Source organism: Winogradskyella psychrotolerans (assembly GCF_018860565.1).
In the GTDB taxonomy this organism is placed as follows: Bacteria; Bacteroidota; Bacteroidia; order Flavobacteriales; family Flavobacteriaceae; genus Winogradskyella; species Winogradskyella damuponensis.
This window is the reverse complement of sequence record NZ_JAHKPS010000009.1, coordinates 140,520-164,511: the sequence shown is the minus strand read 5'-3', so window position 1 is coordinate 164,511 and position 23,992 is coordinate 140,520. Positions and strand designations below refer to the sequence as shown.

Sequence of the window (23,992 nt, the reverse complement as noted above, 5' to 3'; positions counted from 1 at the left end):
GTTTAGGCAATGATTAACTATAGTAATTCTCTAACAATTAGAGAGTTTACTAACAAGATTAATAATGTCTTAAGTCGTGTTGGAATTTAATAGCTCGACAAAACTAATGATTTATCCGTTAAAATGACTATTGAAAAATGAAATTTTATTATGCATTTCATCGAATAATTGTTAATAACTATAAAAGTTATTCATTTTTAGAATGATATAAGTTTCATTTTTGTGAAGAATAACTGTATTTTTTACTAAAAAATAAAATTTATCTTGTTTTTAGCTTTAAAAAAGGAAGAACAACACTCCTTCCAAGCGCTTGGAATTTGTGTTGTTCTTAACCAACCAATCAATATATTGACTATTTCTGTTCAAAAATGTTACGGTTAATTTCAAAATTTATTTGAATTGTATTTTACAATTCTTCCGTAACTAAGTCTCCCTGATTTCTAAAGACGAGTTGTCCATCGAACTCATCAAGTAAAATGATACTATCTGTAGTTACTTTTCCTGCTAATATTTCTTTACTTAGCTGGTTTAAAACATCTTTTTGGATTACTCGTTTTACAGGTCTTGCTCCGTATTCTGGATTATACCCTTTTTCAGCTAAATAGTTTACTGCTTCAGGTGTTGCATCAAACGTAATACCTTGTTTGGCTATCATTTTAGTGATACCTTTAAGCTGTAAGCCTACAATGTCAACAATGTTTTCTTTAGATAAAGGAGTAAACATTATGGTGTCATCAATTCGGTTTAAAAACTCAGGTCTTACCGTTTGTTTTAATAAGGCTAAAACATCAATTTTAGCAGCTTCCATAGCTGAAGGGATATCTTTAGTTGCTTCAAAACGTTCTTGTATAATATGACTTCCCATATTAGAGGTCATAATTATTATCGTGTTTTTAAAATCTGCAACACGTCCTTTGTTATCCGTTAAACGACCTTCATCTAAGACTTGTAATAAAATATTAAACGTATCAGGATGTGCTTTTTCAATTTCATCTAGCAATACTACAGAATATGGTTTTCTTCGTACAGCTTCTGTTAACTGACCACCTTCATCGTATCCAACGTATCCTGGAGGTGCACCTACCAAACGACTAACAGCATGGCGTTCTTGATATTCACTCATATCTATACGCGTCATTGCATTTTCGTCATCAAAGAGATACTCTGCTAAAGCTTTAGCTAGTTCCGTCTTACCAACACCTGTTGTTCCTAAAAACAAGAAGGTTCCTATTGGTTTTTGAGGATTTTGAAGTCCAGCTCTAGAACGACGTACCGCATCACTAACCGCTTCAATTGCTTCTTCTTGTCCGATAACACGTTTGTGTAATTCGTTTTCAAGTTTAAGTAATTTTTCACGATCACTTTGAAGCATTTTAGTTACAGGTATGCCTGTCCATTTTGCAACGACATCTGCAATATCCTCATAGGTTACTTCTTCTTTAATTAAAGATGTTTCGTTCTGTTCAGCCAATTCTTTTTGGAATTTTTCTAACTGTTCAGTAGCATCTTTAATTTTTCCGTATCTAATTTCGGCTACTTTACCATAATCGCCATCACGCTCGGCACGTTCGGCTTCTAGTTTAAAGTTTTCAATCTCTTCCTTTATATTCTGAACGTTTTCTACCACTTCTTTTTCAGATATCCATTTGGCATTCAGCTCATTTCGTTCCTCTTTGAGATTAGCTAAATCAGCTTTTAGGCTTTTTAATTTAGTTTCATCTTTTTCACGTTTAATGGCTTCATGTTCAATTTCAAGTTGCATGATTTTACGGTCTAAAACATCTAATTCTTCTGGTTTAGAATTAATCTCCATTCGTAATTTTGAAGCAGCTTCATCCATTAAGTCAATCGCTTTGTCCGGAAGGAAACGATTAGTAATATAACGTTGTGATAATTCTACAGCACCAATAATGGCTTCATCTTTAATTCTTACTTTGTGATGTGTTTCGTATTTTTCTTTAATTCCACGAAGAATAGAGATTGCACTTTCTGTATCTGGCTCATCTACCTTTACCATTTGAAAACGACGTTCTAAAGCTTTGTCTTGTTCAAAGTATTTTTGATACTCATCTAAAGTTGTTGCTCCAATAGCTCTCAATTCGCCACGTGCTAAAGCAGGTTTTAAAATGTTAGCGGCATCCATGGCACCTTGTCCACCACCAGCACCTACAAGTGTATGAATCTCATCGATAAATAATACGATATCACCATCGCTTTCAGTTACTTCTTTTATTACGGCTTTAAGTCGCTCTTCAAATTCACCTTTAAATTTTGCACCTGCAATTAAAGACCCCATGTCTAAAGCAAAAATTTGCTTGTCTTTTAAGTTCTCAGGAATATCACCATCTATAATTCGATGAGCTAAACCTTCGGCAATAGCGGTTTTACCTGTTCCTGGTTCACCAACTAAAATGGGGTTGTTTTTTGTTCTACGCGATAAAATTTGTAGAATTCTTCTAATTTCTTCATCACGACCAATTACAGGGTCTAATTTACCATCTCGTGCTAATTGATTTAAGTTTTTAGCGTATTTACTAAGTGAATTATACGTTTCTTCTTGACTTTGAGATGTTACTCTGTCTCCTTTTCTTAATTCTTCAATAGCTGCATTTAGACCTTTTTCAGTAACGCCTTGGTCTTTTAAAATTTGGGCAATTTTACTTTTAGATTTAAAAATAGCTAAAACTAAATGTTCAATAGACACATAATCATCATTCATCTTTTTAGCAATGATAGATGCTTCGTTTAAAGCTTTGCTTGCTTCACGAGAGAGCATAATATCTCCTCCTGAAACTTTCGGAAAACTTTCGAGGTCTTTGTCTAGTATTTGTTGAAGCATTAGAATATTAACATTTAACTTTTTAAGTAAAAATGGTAATACGTTTTCATCAACATTAAAGAGCGCTTTAAAAATGTGCTCATTTTCTATTTGCTGATGACCAAAACCTTGGGCAAGTTGCTGCGCTTGTTGAATGGCTTCTTGCGATTTAATGGTATAGTTATTAAAATTCATCTTTTATTGTTTTATAGTTAATTTGAAATCTTTACAGTTTTCAAATCCACCTTGTTTTATTGTTGTGTTATTGTGTTTGACTATCTTTAGACAATTATCTTACCATTTTAGAAATGTAAGAAATAAACGACAAAATGTCTGTTTTTGTGTTTTTTAATGGTGACGTTTTGTCGCTATGTAAGATTACGAATTAGTTTCGACTTAAGTAATGACTTTGGTCAGTTTAGGGTTTTATTTCAACTTTATCCAAATCACTAAAACTGAATTTAAAAAATTAATATGTTTAAAAAATTATTCGGTTCCTCAGAGCCAAAAGAAAAGAAGGTGTTGCCATGGCAACCGCTAAGCGATGTGTCTCAATTAAGTACTATTGCTAGTAAATCCAATACTAAAACGCAGTTTATATTTAAACACTCTACACGTTGTGGCATTAGTAGTATGGTAATGAAACAGTTTGTGTCTGCTTATGATTTAGAGATGAATGCCGATTTGTATTATTTGGATTTGTTGAGTTATAGAGATGTGTCTAATGAAGTGGGATATAAGTTTCAAGTTATGCATCAGTCACCTCAGCTTTTAGTCATTAAGAATGGAGTAGCGGTGGCACATGCTAGTCATGGTGGTATTAACGAGCTAGATTTGGAAAGGTTTCTGTAAATCTAGACAGTTCTATGTGCTGAATTTCTACTTATCATCACTTAAAAGCGGAGTCTTACTATTGTTGTTGTTGTCTTTAAATGAGAATAACAGAATACGAAAATGTTTGAAGTGTAGGTTTGTTTTTTGAACGCTACCATAATTATTAACGAATAAATTTAATATAAAAAAACCTCTCAATAGGAGAGGTTTTTTATATATAAGAGTACCTATTATTCTTTTAGAATCTTCACGGTTTTTTCTCCATTATCACTCATTATTTTTAAAAAATAAACACCATTAGAAAATTCACTTAAATCAATTTTAGTAGCTAAGGCGTCCACAGATTTTGATAAGATTTGTTTGCCTAAGATTGAACTAATTTCAATAGTAGTAATCATAGAGGTATTATTAATTTGAAGTATATCTTTTACTGGGTTAGGATAAACCGTTAAATTGTTATACTCAGATTCTTCAACTCCTAAAGACTCAACGAATTCTGTTTCCCATGTGTTGGTTATTATAGCAGGATTAAAATCGAAATAAATTTCTGCTGTATTTGGTATTATATCACCAATGGCATAATCTGGAAACGGTTTTATTTTAAACGTTATAAAACCATGGCCAATTGGTGAATCTTCAATATCTTCAGAAGGAGGTAAGTCTATAGCAAAGAAATTCCATTCTAAATTTTTGCCAACACGTTCTAGAGAATAGGTATGACTTGCATCTACCATTTTCAGTGTAGATTCATCTAATTTTTCGTCTAAAATGTCTTCAACTCTTATGTTAATGGCATTTGCCGTTCCTGTATTTTCAAAACGAATGGTATAGGTTAAATAGTCATCTGTTGTAAATGTAGAATGTACAATGTCTTCACCATGTTTTTCTGTAATATCATTAGGATCGTAAGAACCTACAATAGTTTGTGTTAAGCTAGAGGTGTTGTTTAAAGGTAGAACATCTCCAGCGAGTAATTCAATATCTACTGTATTTGTTACTAATTGTCCTAGGCTTACTGTTGGTAATGTTGGTACTTGCATTTTTACCCATAAGTGTTTGGTTTGGTAAGGTTCTAAGTTGTTAAAAACGTAAGTGAAGCCTGTAGCTGTAGTTGTAAATGAAGCGATATTATTTCCTGCGTTCCAATATTGTGGTGCTTCGTAGACATTAAGTAAATTTAAGGCATTATCCATAGTAAAGTCTATAGTACCAGAAGTTACAGTTTCGTTAGAATTGTTGGTGTAACTGATGTAATTCCAATATGTAAAACCAGGCATTGGTGGTCTCCAAGACGCTGAAACATTAGCAGACAAATCATCATAGGCTGTTACTGAAATTGGGAAATCGTAAGTTGTGATACCTGAACCTACAGGAACTGTGACGTTAGAGTAAGTTGTTGCTGTTGTATTATTAGTAGCGTAATTAGGATCTACTGTATATGAGAGTTCATAAGTTGTTGTTGGGTTAGATTCATATAAATAATGAGGAGATACATATAGGTTATTGATGACTCCATCATTATTTATTTCATAATTAAACTGACCTAAAGGAAAGTTAACTTCTCCTGTTTCTTGAGTGCCGTTACCGTTAATATCTACAAAGGCATTTAGTTTTATGCCATCGGATTGTTGTAAACTAAACATTTGGTTTTGGTCATACAAATATGTTTGATGTTCAACTCCGTAGTAAGTACCATAAAAATAAGCTCCTTCTAAATCACCTGCGTAATACCCAAAATTAATATCATTTTGTGTTATAATATATAAGGCTGTAAAGGTTGTACTATCTGTTAATCCTGCATCTAAGGAGGCTAATGGTCCACCTACGATGTCTAAATCTTGAAATTGCACTTCGGCATCAATATCTGTTATTGGAGCATTTCCATTATTGGTTACAGTAAATTCATATTCAACTGTGTCACCAACACTTATAAAACCATCACCATTAAAATCAACATACTGAGCTATGTATGTTACTTCTAAAGGAGATTCTACTCTAACGATGATACTTGCAGTATCGCAATTGCTTGGATTTGAAGAGTCGCATATTTCATAATCCATAGAGTAATAACCTATTGGTACATTAGCAGGAATTGTTAAAACACCTGAAGTACTGAGTGTAATGCCTAATGCATTCGTATCGAGTAAAGCAACATTTAAGTTTTCGGGAACCACAGGTAAGCCTTCAAACGTATCGTTGTCTAAGACTTGAAAAGTTGTGCCAACTTCGAGCACAGAAGTTATTTCGTCGTGTTGTGCATTTAGATGGTAATTGTCTAAGATAAAACCTTCTAAAGTATAATTAGAATTATAGGTGTTTCCTGAAGTGACAAGGGCGTTGATAAAAATATTTTCATCGTCTTCATCCAGTTGGTCTAAAATGGTTGGGTAACTGTAGGTTTCGTTATAATTATAATATTGACCAGCAGGAATAGTAACGAGTATGGTAGCGGTTGTATAATCAGAACTATCAGCAGTTCCATTGGTTGTTGTGATTTCAATCTCTGTATCAACAGCGCTAGGATAAGTTAATCGTGGTGTAAATTTAAGATCAAAACCTTCTTCGGCAACTAAACTATCTCCTGATTGATTGCCTGGTTCATTATCATTATATACAGCTTGTAGGCTAAAATCGGGTAAGCCATCGTTGTCTATAATATTAAAAGTTCCTGTTTCGGAAGTATTTGTTGTGTTGCCAGAAATTACTGTTGCAGTATAATTTACAGATTCTACAGGTTCGTCTAGTGTGTCGTCAGTTGTATAAACAAGGAAGCTTGTACCGTAATTTCCAGCTTCAATAGTTTTGGTTTGTGATAAGTTTGTATAATCAGAATTATCAGCAGTTCCATTAGACGTTGTCACTTGTATTTCTATATCTGAGTTAAAAGCTCTATCTAAATTAGCATATATATACGCTGTATTACCTTCATTGGTGTTATATGAACTTAGGTTTAATGTAGGCTCAGTGTCGTCGTCTATTATTGTAACCAACATGTCTATACTACTATTTGTAGTGTTTCCAGAAGTGATTGTTGCTGTAATATTGTAGGTTTCATCTGGTTCTGCAATGGCATCTTGTTGTGTACTAATTACAAAGGAACTATAGCGTTGGCCTACATCAATAGTAACTGTTCCTGTTGTAGGATTGTAGTCTGAAGCATCTGCTGTTCCGGCTATAGTAGCAAAATCTATGGTTACGCTTGAATGAAAATAATTACTCAGACTAATATTATAATTTGCTGTTTGACCTTCAATTTTTCTTGGAGTTGTATGTGCAATTACAGTTGGGATTATATCATTATCCCAAATACGTATGGTTCTGGATACATTAGAATTAGCTGTATTTCCTGAGGTTACTGAAGCTTGAAGAGTAAAAAATTCATCACCTTCAATATCAAAATCGTTTGTTGTTGGAATAATTAATGTATTGCTACTTAATTGTCCTGCAGGTATAGTTACTGTTGTAGACAGGGCAACAAAATCACTACCATCAGCAGAGTTGTTGATGGTGCTAACATCTACAATGACATCAGTAGTAGCGGCACTATACATACTTACTGTAAATGTGTATACATTACCTTCAATTACAGAATAATTAAATTGACCATTATTGGTAACGTACACTGTTGGGTCTTGTGAAAAACAAAACATGGAATAAAAAGTGAGCAAAATAAGAAGTGTAATTTTTTTCATAGTAGATAGGTTTTGTTTTTACAAGATGTAGATTTTTACAACGGTTGCGTTACGTTAAGATCTTTATCTCAATTTATTTGTAAAATTGATTCTATTACTAAAACAGTTATAAAGAAAAAACTCCTACCTAAGTAAGAGTTTTTATAATTATAAATGATATGGCTTTAACTTCTTCTAATGTGATATGAGCCCATTATATCTTTTAGTTTAAGTTTTAAATCTTCACCCGAATCAAAAACCATTTGTTCATCACTTGGAAAATGAAGTTGTCTTTGGTTTAAAAGATTTAGGTCGTCTTTAACTAAAGCTCTTTTGTCTCCTTTATATATTCCAAAACTATTTTCAAATATAAATCCACTATCTATAGAAAAGGTATCAATTGTTTGATTTTGTTTTAAATCTGTATAAACAACATCGGCAATCACTTGTGTAGATTTAGTTTGTAAAACTTCAGTAAACCTAGCTTTTACAGTTATGATTTTATCAATCTTAATGTCATTACCAAGACTATCTTTTTTTACATTTCCGTTTCTGTCTAATTGGTATTCCCAACCATCTACGATTTGTTTTTGTCTTAATATTTGACGCTCACTAATACGTTCTGGTGAAACATTAATTTGCTTTAATTGTAATTGCATCGCAAAATCATAATCTATAGAATTATTAGCATTTGCGTGATAAGTTGTCCAAAATTGATTCAGTCCATATGTGTTAAAATCAAGTAATTCGGCTTCTAATTGTTGTGGAATTATTTGATGTGTTTGATTTTGGATAGACACATGTACATAATCCATTCCTTTTAAGTGTGCTTCGTTAATTAGATTTCTTGTGTCTTCAAAATTTGGATTTATTTCTTCTATATAACTAAATATGCTATATGCTTTTCTCGCATTAAACTTATCGCCAGAATCCAGTAACGTAATTCCTTGACTTAATAAATAATCCGAAGTTTTATATCTGTAATCTATAATTTCAGAACTGTAATCGTTAAAATCTAAGTCTAATGTTTTGCCGTTTATTTTTAAAGGTAATACACGTTTAATCGCATTTTGTCTTTCCTCTAAATCTAAATAGATAGTGTAGATGGTTTTAAATTGTTCTGGATTACCGTCTTTCTTTAGGTGAGCCAAGTCATTTAAATCTTCATCTAAAACTTTATAGTATGCCTCTTCAAGCATTACAATATAGTCTTGCTTACGGTTTTTATCTTTGTTGTTTTCAAGTTTTCTTAAAGCTTCAGAGATTGCTTCGTCGTAATTTCCGTTGCTAATTGCGCTTTCAATTTGTTTTTTGGCACTACAAGATGCTAGTACCGAAACAAGGACTGTTAAAAGTAAAAATCGTTTCATAATCTTGTATTTTATTGGTTATATAATTGTAAATCCAATTATGATGCCAAACTTTTTTTGGTATGTTGATTACTTATATTTTCGTTTCTTTGTAAATTAATTGAAAGTCTTATGTTTCATACGGAAAACGGTTGTTTTCATCCTCTAAAATCATATTCGGAAATATTACCAAAACAGTTTACTTTTCCGTTTTATTATACACCAAATGCTCTTTGTATTAAAGCTGCAGATGAGGTGAAGACGTATTTGTCTTCTCAGTCAGATTTTGAACATAACTTTGGATTAGATGAGACGAAAAAAGGTCTAAAAATTGGAAAAATGTTTGGTGTAATGATTGTTGAAACTAAAGACGGACAATTAGGTTACATCACGGCATTTTCAGGAAAATTAGCAGAAAGCAATTATTTGAAAGGATTTGTACCTCCAATTTATGATACATTAAATAAAGATGGATTTTATAAACAAAATGAGGCTTATTTGAATCTTTTAACGGCTAAGATTGAAGCATTACAACAAAATCCGGAATTAGAAAAAGCCGAAAAAAACTTAAAACAAACTAAGCTAAAAAATATCCAAAAGCTTGAAGACTTTAAAAGGAATGCTAAAGCTGAAAAACAAAAACGCAAACAGCTTAGAGTAGAAGCAGAGCAAACTCTTAATGACTTAGAGAAAAGTGTATTTTTAGAACGCTTAAAGCAGCAAAGTATTCAAAGTAATATTGATTTAAAATATATAAAGTTAAATCTTGAAGCTGAACTTAAAAAAGCCGAAGATTTATTGACAGAATTAATTCAACCTATTGAACGTTTAAAGCTTGAAAGAAAAACATTATCAGCAAGTTTGCAAAAGCAAATCCATGAGCACTATCAATTTTTAAACGCCAATGGAGAAACCCAAAACTTAATTGATATTTTTAAAAAAACAGATTTAGGAAAACCGCCAGCTGCAGCAGGAGAATGTGCAGCTCCTAAATTATTTCAGTATGCTTATCAGAATGATTTGAAACCAATTGCTATGGCCGAATTTTATTGGGGAGTATCTCCAACAGCAGAGGTTCGGAAACATGGACAATTTTATCCCTCTTGTCGTGGGAGGTGTGAGCCTATTCTAGGTCATATGATGCAAGGTCTAGATGTAGAACCTAATCCTATAGCTTTAGCTGGTGTTTTTAAAGGTGAATTAGAAATTATTTATGAGGATGATTTTCTTTTAGTCCTTAACAAACCTCACGAGTTTTTATCAGTGCCAGGAAAAACGATTAAAGATTCTGTTTTAACTAGAATGCAAGCTTATTTACCAAAAGCAACAGGACCATTATTATTACATCGTTTAGATATGTCAACCTCCGGATTGTTATTGGTGGCAAAAAATGAAAGAACGCATAAAAAACTTCAAAAGCAATTTATTGAGCGTAAAGTAAAAAAACGTTATGTTGCTTTATTAGATGGAGTTCTAGAAGCAACTAAAGGTACTATTAATATACCGCTTCGTGTAGATTTGAATAATAGACCAAGACAATTGGTTTGCTATGAGCATGGCAAAAAGGCAACTACAAATTATGAGGTTATTGCTATTGAGGGAAATAAAACTAGAATTTATTTTTACCCCATCTCAGGAAGAACGCATCAATTAAGAGTACATGCAGCACATCATAAAGGCTTAAATACGCCAATTGTTGGCGATGATTTATATGGCACTATTTCAGACCGTCTACACCTTCATGCAGAAACGTTAAGTTTTGAGCATCCTGTAAAGAAAGCGTGGGTTAGTTTTACTTGTAAAGCTCCTTTTTAGTCTTTAACTTTAAAACAAAAAAAAGACCAAAGTAATTTAACTTTAGTCTTCTTTATCTATTTATGAGCGTTTCGCTTATTTCTTTTTCTTTGGATTAAATACAGGTAATAATTGTGTTTTTACTTGTCCAAAACCAATACGGATGTCATCATTTTCACAATAACCTCTCATTATAACCGTATCGTTATCATTAATAAATTTACGTTCAGTGCCATCTTTCATTTTTAATGGTTTTTCACCTCTCCAAGTAAGCTCTAACATAGAACCGTAAGAATCTGGTGTTGGACCAGAAATGGTTCCACTTCCCATCATATCGCCAGAATTTACAGGACAGCCATTAACAGTATGATGTGCTAATTGTTGTACCATATTCCAATACATATATTTAAAATTAGATTTACAAACTGTAGTTTCCTTAGAGCCTTTGGGCTGAATTGACATTTCTAAATTAATATCGTAACTCTTTTTACCTTTATATTGTAAATAAGGTAATTGTGGTTTTACAGGTTTTGGGCTTTCTACTCTAAAAGGTTCTAAAGCATCCAATGTTACGATCCAAGGTGAAATAGAGGAAGCAAAATTTTTAGCTAAAAATGGGCCTAAAGGTACATATTCCCATTTTTGAATATCACGAGCAGACCAATCGTTTAATAAAACCAATCCAAAAATATATTCTTCAGCTTCATCAATAGGAATAGGTTCTCCTAAATCATTTGCATCTGTAGTAATAAAGGCCATTTCTAATTCAAAGTCTACCAATTTACTCGGTCCAAAAACAGGAGTGTCAGAGCCAGCAGGTAGTGTTTGTCCTTGCGGACGGTGAATAGGAATTCCTGATGGAATAATAGAAGAACTTCTACCGTGATAACCTACAGGTAAGTGTAGCCAATTAGGCATTAAAGCATTTTCTTCACCTCTAAACATTGTGCCTACATTAGTAGCGTGTTCTTTACTAGCATAAAAATCTGTAAAATCACCTACTTGTATAGGTAGTTGCATTTCAATTTCATCTAAACGAAATAAAATAGTTTCTTTATGAGGTACGTTGTTTTTTAAAGTATCATTTTCAGCATCAAAAATCTCAGCGATTCTATTTCTAACCAAACGCCAAGTTTTTCTGCCATCTGCTATAAAGTCATTTAATGTATCTTGAAGAAAAATATCATCGGTTAATGGAATGCCTTCAAAATAACCTAGTTGATGTAAAGCGCCAAGATCAATAGCTGTATCTCCAATACGTGTTCCTATAGTTATAATGTCGTCTCTAGTTAAGAAAACACCAAAAGGAATATTCTGAATTGGAAAATCTGAGTTTTTACCGACATGTAACCATGAGGTGCGATCTGGATTATTGGCTGATAATGGCATAGTATAATTGTTGATTAAATGTTCATTAATTTCATTCAAACCTACATAATTTTTGATATTTAAACTAATGTATTCACTATTTTTGTATCGATTTAACAAACTCATTATATATGCAACGCGACGAACAAATTTTTGAACTCATTAAAGCCGAAAAAGAACGCCAACTCGATGGTATTGAATTAATAGCATCAGAGAATTTTGTCAGTGACCAAGTCATGGAAGCTGCTGGTTCTGTGTTAACTAATAAATATGCTGAAGGTTATCCTGGTAAACGCTATTATGGTGGTTGCGAGGTGGTTGATGAGGTTGAAACTATAGCAATAGACAGAGCAAAAACATTGTTTGGTGCTGCTTATGCCAATGTACAGCCGCATTCTGGAAGTCAGGCAAACACAGCTGTTTTTCATGCTTGTTTAAAACCAGGTGATACAATTTTAGGTTTTGATTTATCTCATGGAGGTCATTTAACACATGGTTCGCCTGTGAACTTTTCTGGTAAATTATACCGTCCTACATTTTATGGTGTAAAGAAAGATACAGGTCGTATAGATTATGATATGTTGGCAGACCAAGCCCAAAAAGAACAGCCAAAATTAATCATAGCTGGTGCTTCTGCGTATTCTCGTGATATTGACTTTGCGAAGTTTAGAGAAGTTGCCGATAGTGTTGGTGCTGTTTTATTAGCTGATATTTCACATCCTGCAGGTTTAATTGCAAAAGGTATTCTTAACGACCCAATGCCGCATTGTCACGTGGTAACAACTACAACACATAAAACACTGAGAGGCCCAAGAGGTGGAATGATTATGATGGGTGAAAATATTGATAACCCATTTGGTATTACCTTAAAGAGTGGTAAACTTCGTAAAATGTCAGGTTTATTAGATTCTGGTGTGTTTCCAGGAAACCAAGGTGGACCATTAGAGCATATTATAGCAGCTAAAGCGATTGCTTTTGGTGAAGCATTAACTGATGAGTTTATGCATTATATGTTACAAGTTAAACATAATGCCGATGCTATGGCTAAAGCATTTGTTGCTAAAGATTACAATTTAATTTCTGGAGGAACAGATAACCACATGATGTTAATTGATCTTAGAAATAAAAATATTACGGGTAAAGATGCTGAAAACGCTTTAGTAAAAGCAGATATTACAGTGAATAAAAACATGGTGCCTTTTGATACAGAATCTCCTTTTGTAACGTCTGGTATTAGAGTAGGAACACCAGCAATTACAACACGAGGATTAAAAGAAACGGATATGGCTTATGTTGTTGATTTAATTGATGAAGTGTTAACTAATCACGATAATGAAACGGTTTTAGCAGGTGTTGCTGAAAAAGTAAATGCATTAATGGGCGGACGTGCGTTGTTTAATGCTTAAAAATTAAAAACCGTTCAGGTTGAAATTTATATTTAAAAAGCCTTTCAATTTAATTTGAAAGGCTTTTTTGTATAATTAATAATGTTGTAACTAAATTTAATTAATCTTCAAACGTAATAAAATTGTATGCTCCAGCATCTATTGCTCCAGATCTTGGTGATCCAAGAATATCATTTGGTACAGAAAAATCAGAACTACCAATTCCTTTAGCTTTTGAATCTGAACCAATTTGCATCCTGTTTTCAAAAGGATCTTTAAAATCAGGATTTTGGTTAAAGACATTGTCTACATAAAATAAAGTGTTATTAAAGTTGTAATTTCCTGTGCCTTCAAGATTATCGTTGTCAAACCTTAGTAAACAGTTTGTGAATTTGTAATTAAATACACTGCCCTCATTTTCTAATAAAAATTCAGGATTATCATTTCCGTAGATAATACAGTTGTTAAAGTTAGCTTCTGTTAAATCGTTAGTAAATAAGGTATTGTTTTCATCTATAATAAAATCATTTAAAAGTAGCGCTGGAAATTCTCTGTAACTGGTATCCCAATAATTAGCAATAGTGCAATGTGTAAAGTTATATTTTCCGCCATAGGTACCAGCAAAAGCGGATTGTCCGCTATTATTAATCACTAGGTTTTCTGCAGTTATAGACGTTGCTGTTCCTCTAATTCCAAAACTGCTAACATTATATATTTGTGAATTAGTAATGGTTAATTTATCGTTAGGTGCGTCTTGGTTGCCATCGGCTATAATCCCAATAGTTGCGTTTTTAATGGTTGCGTAGTTAATGGTATTGTTTTTACTTCCGTTGTATAACCAAATAGTTCCCCATTGTCCGGGAATATCTTCGTAAAGTGGTTCTAAACGATCACCTTCTAAAATGACTTCGTTTTCTAAAAGATCTTGATCTGTGCTAAGTGATCCATTTATATTTAAAGCGCCTTCGTTGGTGATAATAATTCCAGAATCGGCATGAAAGTGAACGCGTGCACCAGCTTCCATAGTTAAGGTTTTACCAGCGCCAACACCTGCATAGCCATAAATAACGTAAGGTTTTTCATTAGTAAAGGTAAGCTCGCTATCTTCTAAAAATCGACCTTGTAGTGTGGTTTCGTCTGGTGTACCATCTCCATCGACATCAAAGGTTAGGGTTTCAATAATATAATTGTCATCATCATCAATTGGTGTTCTATTAGGATAAATAAAAACGGCATCTTTAACTAAGGTAACAACATCTATATCTTGTTGATTACTACCAGAATCAAATAGAATACGGTCTGTGTATAAAAATTGGTTTTCTAAAGCTCCCAAGTCTGGATTTGCAATATCTATAGTTGTTTCAATAAAAATATATAAACTATCGTTGGCCAATAATTCAACATTTTCAAAGAATTTACCAATTTGTGTATCATTTTGTATGCCCGTAGAACCATCGACATTCATTCTGTATAATGAGTTTTCGCCATTTTCAAGTTGTATCGTTGGAATTACGATATCTTCATCACTACGATTATATACTTTTAAATTATAAGTGCTAGAACCTATATTTGTAAAAACAGTATCTAAATAAATGGTGTCTTTTGCAAACTCTAGTTGTCCTTTGCTTGGAGTAAATTCAAAATCGTTACGACAAGAACTCCAAAAAATTAAAATTCCGAAACAGAGAAAAAATGATAGCAATCGCTTCATAAGTAATAAATATAATTAAGGCTTAAAAATATAACTTTTGAAGTTAGGTTTTATTATGAAGTTCTAGAATTATATTTGTTTTATTAATCTTTAATCACATTTTCTTGTCTGTATTGTTCCAGTAATATTAAAAAAAGCTGACTATTTAAAACTAATGCTTCTAATAATTGCATCTTATTTTCTTCTTTTAGTAATTCGGAACTGATATATTTTGCTTCACAAAAATCATAAAACAGATAAATTTTGTCCTCAGGAATTTTTAAATTTTCTGTTATTAAACGCTTATTGAAGAATGAACTTTTTTCAAATAAAGAGTCCATTTGCGTATATGTAATAGGTTGGTAAGTAGGGCTTTTTACTTTATTCTTTTTAAAGAGCTTAACCACTTCTCCAATAAGATAAACAAAATCGACACCATAAGATGAACCAGGTGGCTTATAGAGGTGAGGATTGTTTTTAATGTCTTCTTTAATGATGTTTTGAAGGTCTGTATTGTAGGTTTCTTCTTTAAAAACGGGTTGCTCAGGTTCTGCTTTAATCTCTACTTCGTCCAGTTCAGTTAGTATTTCTTTGAGCTCAAAAACGGCAATGTCTTCAAAGTGAATGTCTTTAAGTATAACAACTTTTGGATGGTAGAATAGAGATTCAAACAAAATGGTATCATTTACTTTGGCGTTAATAGTAAAATCTCCATTTTTATCTGTTGCTGTTAAACGGTTCTGGGTGTCGTTAAATACTTTTATGTTTTCAATTGTGTTTTTACTGTTATAGACTTTTCCTCTTAAAACTTGAGCTTTTAGAGCTAATGGTAAGCATAGTAATAGGATTAAAATACTAAGTTGACGCATGGTTGAGTTGATTGATGCGTTAAAGAAAAGTGATTAAGTTGAAAGAAATCTGTGTTTTAAAAAAACTTTAACCTAAATATTAATTAAAAAGCTCGGCAATTTCTTGTGTTAAACGTGTAGGACGTTGAGTTTTAGAATCCATTAAACACCATTTTGCCTTGGATTTTACAATGAGTTTCTTGGTATTAATATTGATGATTTCTACATGTCTTATGGTACTAACACCTGCAACTTCTGAAACGTATGTTTTTAGTAAAAGTTGATCTTCTAATAGTGCCGGACTTTTATACTCTATATAATGATTCACTAAAAACCAAGAATACGCCTCTAGTATATCTTTTGTAGCATAGGCAAGCCAATGTTCTTTAGCAATATCTTGGACCCATTGTACATAACGCACGTTATTTACGTGGTTAAGATCGTCGATATCTTCTTCTGAAACGGTTATGGTTTTTTCAAATATTTGCATCTTCAATTTTTGATGCTTAAAGATATTAAATAACCTTTTAATTCCGTAAAATAATTTACCTACAGCAGTTCTTTTTTGTTCACCATTTTTTATGGCTTCTTGCTTAGCTAGACGTTTTAGTTTTCTCTTTTGTCTTTTACACTTGTTATTGCTTTTATAATTATAAGATACATAACCAGCTATTACATAATTTTTATTACACGCATCGTCTTTCAATGCTATTGTAATGTTATTTTTAGTACTTAAAATAAGGTTTTGAGTAAACATACCAAAGTACTTAAACTCAATTGTGTCTCCGGGCTTTGCCTTCAAAGAGAAAACACCGTCAAAATTGGTATAAACTTTATGTTTAGTTCTTTTTAGAACTACAGTGGCACCAAGAAGCGGTAAACCGTCTATAGCTGTTGTAACCGAACCCGTATATATATGCTCATTTAAAATAGAAGTTGCTATTTTCCCTTTTACGATGGGTTTTAGTATGCTATCTGTTTGAATGGTTTTTGAAACAATTTGAGAGTTAGTACTTTGAGTTCCAAACGCAAAAAAAGCAAATAGGCCAGAGGCCAACCAAGACCTATAATTGTTTTTGTCTTTTCGAGCTATAACAAGATCTCTGTTGATTTGTTGCGTTTTAAAACGACCGCAAAGATGGCTATGAGACTCTAAAGTTTTAATAATTTGTTCGTCGGTTTGTTTTGTGAAATCTATAACTATTTTTTGGCAAGCAGAGCAATGACGACCTTGGTGTGTTGGAGTCATTTTATTCCAATCTTTATGGCAAGGTTTTGGAATGTTGATGGTTATAACTTTTCTCATGGTTAGTTTGATTGTTATCTCAAAGAACCAAAAGTTATAGGTTTAATAAAAAGATGAATGAGTGACTTACACTTTTCAGTGAGTAAAGCTTATTGTTTTTTTATTTTAACCTCAAAAAGTTTGTCCCAATTTTTCCCTGTTACAAAAATGGTTTCACGTTCTGGGTGGTAAGCAATACCGTTTAGAACGTCTAATTCAGGATGTTGAGTTACGAGTTTTCTTAAAGGTTTAAAATCTATAACTCCTTCAACACCTCCTGTGTTAGGATTGATAATTACCACACCATTACGTTGGTAAATATTTGCATATATTTTGCCATTAATCCATTCGAGTTCGTTTAAACTTGGAATTTTCCCTTTTTCGGTATAAACTTCAAGATGCCCTTCCTCAGTTAAGTTTTCAGGATTTAAAAGGTAAATTTTCTCTGTACCATCAGATTTAAATAATGTTTTTCCATCGTTACAAATTCCCCAACCTTCTTTACTTGTTCCGTAATTAAACGTTTTTAATTTTTCAAAGGTATTTACATCGTAAACAAAGCCTCTTTTGGCTTGCCAAGTAAGCTGATAGATTTTATCGTTAAGAATGGTTAAACCTTCTCCAAAATATTGATCTTCTAAATTGATGTTTTTTAGAACTTCACCAGTTTCAAAATTTACTTTTCTAAGTTTAGATTTTCTTTTCTGACCTGTGCTTTCATACAATTCGCCATTGTAAAACTCTAAACCTTGAGTATAAGATGTTATATCGTGAGGGTAGGTGTTTACAATTTCATAAGTATAAATAGTTGGAATAATATTATTAAAGACTTTAATAGATTTTTTAAGAGTTTCAGTCTTTTCACCAACAGTTACTGTTGCAGTTATAATTTTTTCGCCGAGCGTAATTTTATTTAAAACCGAATTATTATCAACAGCCTTTCCGTTAATTTTATAGCTAATATTGCTGATTTCTAATTGTTTTGGATTATTTATGGATAGTTTTAACGTATCTCCAAGCATTAAAGATTTTACGGTCGTATTAATAGATAAGCTAGATTGTTTTGCTGTGTTTGTGTTACCACAATTAGTTACTATTAGACTTAAATATAAGAGAATGAAATATTTATAAAGTTGCATAAGGTCTGTTTAATTTTTTAGCAAGTTATTAAATAAAATTCAGTTTAAAAATCATTGCGAAAGTAATTAAAGATTGTATCTTTGCACCTGGCAAGTCCTACACAACCAGCTCCTGTTGAACCCTCCAGGGCGGGAACGCAGCAAAGGTAAATGGTCGTAGCGGTGTGATGTAGGTAGCTTGCCTTTTTTTGTACCCTAAACTCAAATCTTGAACGCCTTGGCGAATCGAGATTTTTTCAGTTTATAGCGGTTCTAATCGAGGTTAGTGTCTTATTAAAAGCACTACTAATTTCATAATTTGTATTTTCGATATTATAATATATAAAACAGTATGTCTAAAGTTGTATTAATAACAGGGGGTTCTTCTGGAATAGGAAAATCTGTTGGTGAATTTCTTCAAGCTAAAGGGTTTAAAGTTTATGGTACAAGTAGGAACCCTGATAGGTATCCTAATAGTAAATTTCCAATTGTAGCTTTAGATGTTACTAAAGCCGAAACAATTTCTAAATGTATTACTGAGGTTTTAAAGCAAGAATCTAAAATAGATGTGCTTTTAAATAATGCAGGTGCGGGAATTACAGGACCTATTGAAGAAATTCCTGATGCAGAAATTAAGCGCAATTTTGAAACCAATTTATTTGGTCCAATTAATGTCATTAAAGCCGTTTTACCTACCATGCGCCAGCATAATTCTGGTTTAATAATTAATGTAACATCTATTGCTGGTTATATGGGGTTACCATATAGAGGCGTGTATAGTGCAAGTAAAGGGGCTTTCGAATTAATAACTGAAGCTTTTAGAATGGAATTAAAAGGTTTTAATATTAATATGACTAATGTGGCGCCTGGAGATTTTGCAACTAATATAGCTGCAGGTCGTTATCATGCTCCTGTTTTAGAAAATTCACCTTATAAAGCCACGTATGGAGATACGTTGCGTATGATGGATGAGCATGTAGATAGTGGAAATGACCCTAAGCAAATGGCAGAAGCTATTTATAAAATCATTGAAACTAAACATCCAAAAATCCATTATAAGGTTGGTGCTTTTATGCAGAAATTTTCTATTGTTTTAAAACGAATACTTCCAGATAAAGTTTATGAAAAGTTACTGATGAATCATTATAAATTGTAGACCGCAGTTGGTAATGGCTATTGTTAATATATTCTATAAAATCATTTCTTTAAATGAGGCTTAAAGTCGTAAATTCGCGACAATCAAAAACACAACAATTCAAAACAAGTTTTTATGAAATTTTTTATTGATACAGCAAACTTAGAGCAGATTAAAGAAGCTCAAGATATGGGAATTTTAGATGGTGTTACCACAAACCCATCACTAATGGCTAAAGAAGGCATTACAGGGACAAACAATATTTTAAAACATTATGTTGACATCTGTAATATTGTAGATGGAGATGTTTCTGCAGAAGTTATTTCTACAGATTTTGATGGTATGGTTAGAGAAGGTGAAGCTTTAGCAGAATTACACGATCAGATTGTTATTAAGTTACCAATGATTAAAGATGGTATTAAGGCTTGTAAATATTTTTCTGATAGAGGAATTAAAACTAATGTTACTTTGGTGTTTTCACCAGGTCAGGCATTATTGGCTGCAAAAGCAGGAGCAACTTATGTGTCTCCGTTTATTGGCCGTTTAGATGATATTTCTACAGATGGTTTAAATCTTATTGCTGAAATTCGTCATATCTACGATAACTACAGTTTTGAAACGCAAATATTAGCTGCTTCTGTACGTCATACAATGCATGTGATAGATTGTGCTAAATTAGGTGCAGATGTTATGACAGGACCTTTAAGTTCTATTACTGGATTATTAAAACACCCTTTAACAGACATCGGTTTAGAAAAGTTCTTAGCAGATTATAAGAAAGGAAATTAAAATTAATTTTACCCCATATTAAAGAGCATCTTGTTTAACAATAAGATGCTTTTTTTGTAATAATTCTTCAAGTGTTTCTTTAAAATCAGAGCTAAAAATATTGGCATTTGGATGTAAAATCATGGCGTTCTCATCTACAATGATAGCCTTATTTAAGTAGTTTACAGCTAGAGTTTTACGTGCTAGTTTAGAATTTTTAAACTTAAACTCATTTATTGTAGGGAAGCTGTAGTTATTAATGATTTTTTTCCAGAATTTATCGTCATTATCATTGACATTAATAGAAATAAAATCCATTTGTGGAAAATTAGATTTTAACTTATCTACCATAAAATGACTATTTCTATATTGTGATTTAGAGTTAGAAGTCCAAAAATAAATAATGGTTGGTTTGTTTATTATAGAAGTAATTAAATGTTCTGTATCGTTATAATTAACAAGTGCTATATTTGGTAGAGGATTACCTTGACGTAAGCGCTTTAATGATGATACCAAGTCTTTCATGTAACGTTGATCTTCATCATTAGTACTTTTTGTTAAATAATAATCTAAAAATTTATTCGCTTCAATTTCAGTATGATTATGACTGATATAATCTATAGCTTTATACTTTAAAAGATTGTTCTTAATCGTTTCATTAGTAATAATACTATCAATTAAATCGAGTTTAGACATATTATAGTCCATAGTATGCCTATTAAATTTGCTGTGAAAAGCATTGTGTTTGTAATAGGTATGTGTAGCTAAATTTTCTATATGTGAAGATAAAAAACGGTTATAGGCAAAGAAACGGCTTAAGTGGCTAGCGTTATAATCGATATGGTTTCTGTGTTCAAAAAAGTCTTTAGGTAAGTCTTTAATATGAATTAACTTATTATTGCCAAAGTATGCAAAAGGGTAAATCTCTTTATCTGCATAAGCATTATAATTAATATTAGCTTCAATAATGGACTTAAAGAACTCAGATTCTTCGTTTTGCATTAAGAATTGATGAAATTCATCGAGTTGAGAGTTACGTCTTTTTTCAACAAAATCATTAAAAGCTTCGGGTTCCATTTTAGAGTACTTAACTAACTGTTTAGCTTCTTTTTCGTTAGATAAGTAAGTTTTAATAAGATAGTTGTTCTTTTTAGCTCCTTTTCCTGTAAATACTAAAGATTCATCAAAATCATATGTATTTAGTCGAAACATAATACTATCATTAGACTCTAACAATAACATTTGATATTCTCCACCATGTGTAATAGAATACAATCCTGGTTCTAGATTATCTACCTTGTAAATAAATCTATTATTGGTGTCTAAAGTGATAGAATCTAATATTTTACCCTCTGTATTGTATAAGGTGACACTATTGTTCTTTGGATTAATAATTTCTCCACCTAGGTATGCATAATCGCTCGTGTTATTTCCTTTGAAATGACATCCAAAAACAGTAGATAACAAAGTAATAGCAATAACTATACGTCGGATTAGCATAAGATTTTTTTATAAAAGATTAGTATAACAAAAGTATGTGATGCATTACTGAACTCTTGTTAAGACCTCGTTAAATATTGTTAAGTGTGTATTTATTTCGTTTACAGGTGATAAAATAATGCTTTTATTAATAATTATTGTTCCTTCTATAGAGTTATAAGTCATATTAGGTTTTTATTTTTTTATTTTGGATAGGAAAAAAGATTTGGAAGTGTTTAAAAATATAAAATTTTATGATTTTTTAAAATTGATAATCTAGTTATATGGTTGAGTTTGGCTTAAATTTTCTACTTTTGCACTCTCAAAATTTGGTCTTAGTTAAGCTTAAGGCAAATACAATAAAGTTTTAAAATATGTTATCAGTTTCTAATCTATCAGTTCAATTCGGAAAACGCGTACTTTTTGATGAAGTAAGCACCACATTTAATAATGGTAATTGCTATGGTATTATTGGTGCCAATGGTGCCGGAAAATCTACTTTTTTAAAGATTATAGCAGGAAAAATGGATCCGACTTCAGGAAGTGTTCATTTAGAGCCAGGTAAGCGTATGTCTGTTTTAGAACAGAATCACAATAAGCATGATGAAGACACGGTTTTAGAAACCATCTTAAAGGGAAACAAACCTTTATATGAATTGAAATCTCAGCTAGATGCGCTTTATGCTGATTATACGGATGAAAATGCTGAAAAAATAGGTGAGCTTCAAGTGCAGTTTGAAGAAATGAATGGTTGGAATGCAGACAGTGATGCTGCAGCTATGTTGTCTAACTTAGGAATTAAGGAAGAATACCATTATACCTTAATGAAAGATTTAGATGGAAAGCAAAAAGTACGTGTATTATTAGCACAAGCTTTATTTGGTAATCCAGATTTGTTAATTATGGATGAGCCTACCAACGATTTGGATTATGAAACAATTTCGTGGTTAGAGAATTTCTTGGCTAATTATGATAACTGTGTGATTGTGGTTTCTCACGATAGACACTTTTTAGATTCTGTTTGTACACATATTTCGGATATCGATTTTGGGAAGATTAACCATTTCTCTGGTAACTATACGTTTTGGTACGAGTCGTCTCAATTAGCAGCAAGACAACATGCACAGCAAAATAAAAAGGCTGAAGAAAAGAAGAAAGAATTAGAAGATTTTATTCGTCGTTTCTCTGCTAACGTAGCTAAATCTAAGCAAGCAACGAGTAGAAAGAAAATGATTGATAAATTAAATATATCAGAAATTAAACGTTCTAGTCGTCGTTACCCTGCTATCATTTTTGAACGCGATCGTGAAGCTGGAGATCAGATTTTGAATGTTCAAGGCTTATCTGCTAGTATAGAAAATGAGATTTTATTTAGTAATATTGATATCAATTTAAATAAAGGAGATAAAGTTGTTGTGTATTCTAAAGATTCTAGAGCAACAACAGCTTTTTATCAAATACTTAATGGTAATGAACAAGCGGATTCTGGAAAATTTGATTGGGGAGTTACTACCACACAATCGTATTTGCCATTAGATAATAGCGAATTTTTTAATAATAAATTGACTTTGGTCGATTGGTTACGTCAGTGGGCACAAACAGAAGAGGAGCGAGAGGAAGTGAATATTAGAGGATTCCTTGGGAAAATGATTTTTAGTGGTGAAGAAGCTCTAAAAACATCAGATGTTTTATCTGGAGGTGAAAAAGTACGTTGTATGCTTAGCCGTATGATGATGATGAGAGCTAATGTATTAATGTTAGACGAGCCAACCAACCACTTAGATTTAGAGAGTATTACAGCGTTTAACAATTCGTTAAAAAACTTTAAAGGCACCATTTTATTAACAACACATGATCACGAGTTTGCGCAAACCGTTGGTAATAGAATTATAGAATTAACACCAAGTGGAGTTATTGATCGTTATATGACGTTTGATGAGTACATGAGTGATAAAAAGATAAAAGAACAACGCGAAAAGATGTATAATGTAACGGCTTAATAGTATCTTATTCCTTTAAAATAAAAATGCTGATATTTTTTAATATCAGCATTTTTTTTGTTTTAACTCGAAGTATCTATTCATACTAAGTCAAGGTTTTAAAAACCATACTAAGTATTTTAGGTTGTACATTCTATTCATGGGAGAGCGTTTCTTATCATTATGAAGCAGCTTCCATTTCTGCTTTTACTCTATTAATAATCGCCATAGCTTTATCTAATTCATCATTATGGACAAAAACTTCTTGAAAGCCTTGATTCATTGATGCATAACCTGCTAAACGTTGCGATTCTCCTTCGTCTTTTATGATTGGTATTATGCCAGAGGCTTCCAATTCGTCTTTAACTCGTGTAACTAAAATAAAATTACCGTAGTAAACTTTTGTATATTCTGTAGTGCTCATAATTATAGGTATTAATTCATATAGAAAAGTTACGATTTTTTTTTGAG

The 23,992-nt window shown here is 32.1% G+C and carries 16 protein-coding genes and 1 other RNA gene; 7 read left to right on the top strand and 10 right to left on the bottom strand.

From position 1 onward, the window contains the following. Positions 1-406: 406 nt before the first annotated feature. Positions 407-3,013 carry an ATP-dependent chaperone ClpB gene (clpB, locus tag KO504_RS03230; protein ID WP_215924886.1) on the bottom strand — a complete coding sequence of 869 codons (2,607 nt, stop codon included), beginning with the start codon at positions 3,011-3,013 and terminating at the stop codon, positions 407-409. A 279-nt stretch (positions 3,014-3,292) separates the two neighbouring features. On the opposite strand from clpB, the gene ytxJ reads away from it, so the two are divergent. Then, a complete protein-coding gene (gene ytxJ, locus KO504_RS03225; protein ID WP_252723608.1) occupies positions 3,293-3,670 on the top strand; it encodes a bacillithiol system redox-active protein YtxJ in 378 nt (125 codons plus the stop codon). A 212-nt stretch (positions 3,671-3,882) separates the two neighbouring features. On the opposite strand, the gene KO504_RS03220 is transcribed toward ytxJ, so the two are convergent. Both KO504_RS03220 and KO504_RS03215 read right to left on the bottom strand, forming a co-directional pair. Then, the gene (locus tag KO504_RS03220; RefSeq protein ID WP_215924885.1) at positions 3,883-7,344 is read right to left on the bottom strand and encodes a T9SS type A sorting domain-containing protein; all 3,462 of its coding nucleotides are present in this window, start codon (positions 7,342-7,344) and stop codon (positions 3,883-3,885) included. Positions 7,345-7,508: 164 nt separating this feature from the next. Next, positions 7,509-8,693, bottom strand: a complete 1,185-nt coding sequence (locus KO504_RS03215) for a hypothetical protein (protein ID WP_252723607.1) — start codon at positions 8,691-8,693, stop codon at positions 7,509-7,511. A gap of 111 nt (positions 8,694-8,804) precedes the next feature. Between KO504_RS03215 and KO504_RS03210 the strand changes: the two genes are divergently transcribed. Next, positions 8,805-10,487, top strand: a complete 1,683-nt coding sequence (locus KO504_RS03210) for an RluA family pseudouridine synthase (protein WP_215924884.1) — start codon at positions 8,805-8,807, stop codon at positions 10,485-10,487. Positions 10,488-10,562: 75 nt separating this feature from the next. Here the strand turns inward: KO504_RS03210 and fahA are convergent, their stop codons facing one another. Further along, positions 10,563-11,855, bottom strand: coding sequence for a fumarylacetoacetase (gene fahA, locus KO504_RS03205; protein WP_215924883.1), 1,293 nt, complete (start codon positions 11,853-11,855; stop codon positions 10,563-10,565). Positions 11,856-11,965: 110 nt separating this feature from the next. Between fahA and glyA the strand changes: the two genes are divergently transcribed. Beyond that, positions 11,966-13,240 carry a serine hydroxymethyltransferase gene (gene glyA, locus KO504_RS03200; protein WP_215924882.1) on the top strand — a complete coding sequence of 425 codons (1,275 nt, stop codon included), beginning with the start codon at positions 11,966-11,968 and terminating at the stop codon, positions 13,238-13,240. Positions 13,241-13,340: 100 nt separating this feature from the next. Here glyA and KO504_RS03195 read toward each other — a convergent pair whose 3' ends face one another. From KO504_RS03195 to KO504_RS03180, 4 genes are all read right to left on the bottom strand, one after another. Then, positions 13,341-14,930, bottom strand: a complete 1,590-nt coding sequence (locus KO504_RS03195) for a hypothetical protein (protein ID WP_215924881.1) — start codon at positions 14,928-14,930, stop codon at positions 13,341-13,343. Positions 14,931-15,013: 83 nt separating this feature from the next. After that, positions 15,014-15,778, bottom strand: a complete 765-nt coding sequence (locus KO504_RS03190) for a carboxypeptidase-like regulatory domain-containing protein (RefSeq protein ID WP_215924880.1) — start codon at positions 15,776-15,778, stop codon at positions 15,014-15,016. A 79-nt stretch (positions 15,779-15,857) separates the two neighbouring features. Next, positions 15,858-17,063 (bottom strand): acyl-CoA thioesterase, encoded by a 1,206-nt coding sequence (locus KO504_RS17420; protein ID WP_354667378.1) that lies wholly within the window; start codon positions 17,061-17,063, stop codon positions 15,858-15,860. Between the two features lie 89 nt (positions 17,064-17,152). Continuing rightward, the gene (locus KO504_RS03180; RefSeq protein WP_215924879.1) at positions 17,153-18,181 is read right to left on the bottom strand and encodes a glutaminyl-peptide cyclotransferase; all 1,029 of its coding nucleotides are present in this window, start codon (positions 18,179-18,181) and stop codon (positions 17,153-17,155) included. A gap of 88 nt (positions 18,182-18,269) precedes the next feature. Here KO504_RS03180 and ffs point away from each other — a divergent pair. From ffs to fsa, 3 genes are all read left to right on the top strand, one after another. Beyond that, an RNA gene (ffs, locus tag KO504_RS03175) (signal recognition particle sRNA small type) lies at positions 18,270-18,368 on the top strand. Positions 18,369-18,512: 144 nt separating this feature from the next. Further along, entirely contained in the window at positions 18,513-19,316 is an 804-nt protein-coding gene (locus tag KO504_RS03170; RefSeq protein ID WP_215924878.1) for an SDR family oxidoreductase, read from the top strand. A gap of 114 nt (positions 19,317-19,430) precedes the next feature. Further along, positions 19,431-20,084, top strand: a complete 654-nt coding sequence (gene fsa, locus KO504_RS03165) for a fructose-6-phosphate aldolase (RefSeq protein WP_215924877.1) — start codon at positions 19,431-19,433, stop codon at positions 20,082-20,084. Between the two features lie 18 nt (positions 20,085-20,102). Here fsa and KO504_RS03160 read toward each other — a convergent pair whose 3' ends face one another. Next, positions 20,103-21,563 carry a TlpA family protein disulfide reductase gene (locus KO504_RS03160; RefSeq protein ID WP_215924876.1) on the bottom strand — a complete coding sequence of 487 codons (1,461 nt, stop codon included), beginning with the start codon at positions 21,561-21,563 and terminating at the stop codon, positions 20,103-20,105. Positions 21,564-21,916: 353 nt separating this feature from the next. Between KO504_RS03160 and KO504_RS03155 the strand changes: the two genes are divergently transcribed. After that, entirely contained in the window at positions 21,917-23,542 is a 1,626-nt protein-coding gene (locus tag KO504_RS03155) for an ABC-F family ATP-binding cassette domain-containing protein (RefSeq protein ID WP_215924875.1), read from the top strand. Between the two features lie 160 nt (positions 23,543-23,702). On the opposite strand, the gene KO504_RS03150 is transcribed toward KO504_RS03155, so the two are convergent. Beyond that, on the bottom strand, positions 23,703-23,945 hold the full coding sequence (locus KO504_RS03150) for a putative signal transducing protein (protein WP_215924874.1): 243 nt from the start codon (positions 23,943-23,945) through the stop codon (positions 23,703-23,705). Positions 23,946-23,992 lie beyond the last annotated feature (47 nt).

Coding starts and splice junctions, on each gene's coding strand:
- clpB (WP_215924886.1), bottom strand. CDS start 3,013: ATGAATTTTAATAACTATACCATTAAATCGCAAGAAGCCATTCAACAA.
- ytxJ (WP_252723608.1), top strand. CDS start 3,293: ATGTTTAAAAAATTATTCGGTTCCTCAGAGCCAAAAGAAAAGAAGGTG.
- KO504_RS03220 (WP_215924885.1), bottom strand. CDS start 7,344: ATGAAAAAAATTACACTTCTTATTTTGCTCACTTTTTATTCCATGTTT.
- KO504_RS03215 (WP_252723607.1), bottom strand. CDS start 8,693: ATGAAACGATTTTTACTTTTAACAGTCCTTGTTTCGGTACTAGCATCT.
- KO504_RS03210 (WP_215924884.1), top strand. CDS start 8,805: ATGTTTCATACGGAAAACGGTTGTTTTCATCCTCTAAAATCATATTCG.
- fahA (WP_215924883.1), bottom strand. CDS start 11,855: ATGCCATTATCAGCCAATAATCCAGATCGCACCTCATGGTTACATGTC.
- glyA (WP_215924882.1), top strand. CDS start 11,966: ATGCAACGCGACGAACAAATTTTTGAACTCATTAAAGCCGAAAAAGAA.
- KO504_RS03195 (WP_215924881.1), bottom strand. CDS start 14,930: ATGAAGCGATTGCTATCATTTTTTCTCTGTTTCGGAATTTTAATTTTT.
- KO504_RS03190 (WP_215924880.1), bottom strand. CDS start 15,778: ATGCGTCAACTTAGTATTTTAATCCTATTACTATGCTTACCATTAGCT.
- KO504_RS17420 (WP_354667378.1), bottom strand. CDS start 17,063: ATGAGAAAAGTTATAACCATCAACATTCCAAAACCTTGCCATAAAGAT.
- KO504_RS03180 (WP_215924879.1), bottom strand. CDS start 18,181: ATGCAACTTTATAAATATTTCATTCTCTTATATTTAAGTCTAATAGTA.
- KO504_RS03170 (WP_215924878.1), top strand. CDS start 18,513: ATGTCTAAAGTTGTATTAATAACAGGGGGTTCTTCTGGAATAGGAAAA.
- fsa (WP_215924877.1), top strand. CDS start 19,431: ATGAAATTTTTTATTGATACAGCAAACTTAGAGCAGATTAAAGAAGCT.
- KO504_RS03160 (WP_215924876.1), bottom strand. CDS start 21,563: ATGCTAATCCGACGTATAGTTATTGCTATTACTTTGTTATCTACTGTT.
- KO504_RS03155 (WP_215924875.1), top strand. CDS start 21,917: ATGTTATCAGTTTCTAATCTATCAGTTCAATTCGGAAAACGCGTACTT.
- KO504_RS03150 (WP_215924874.1), bottom strand. CDS start 23,945: ATGAGCACTACAGAATATACAAAAGTTTACTACGGTAATTTTATTTTA.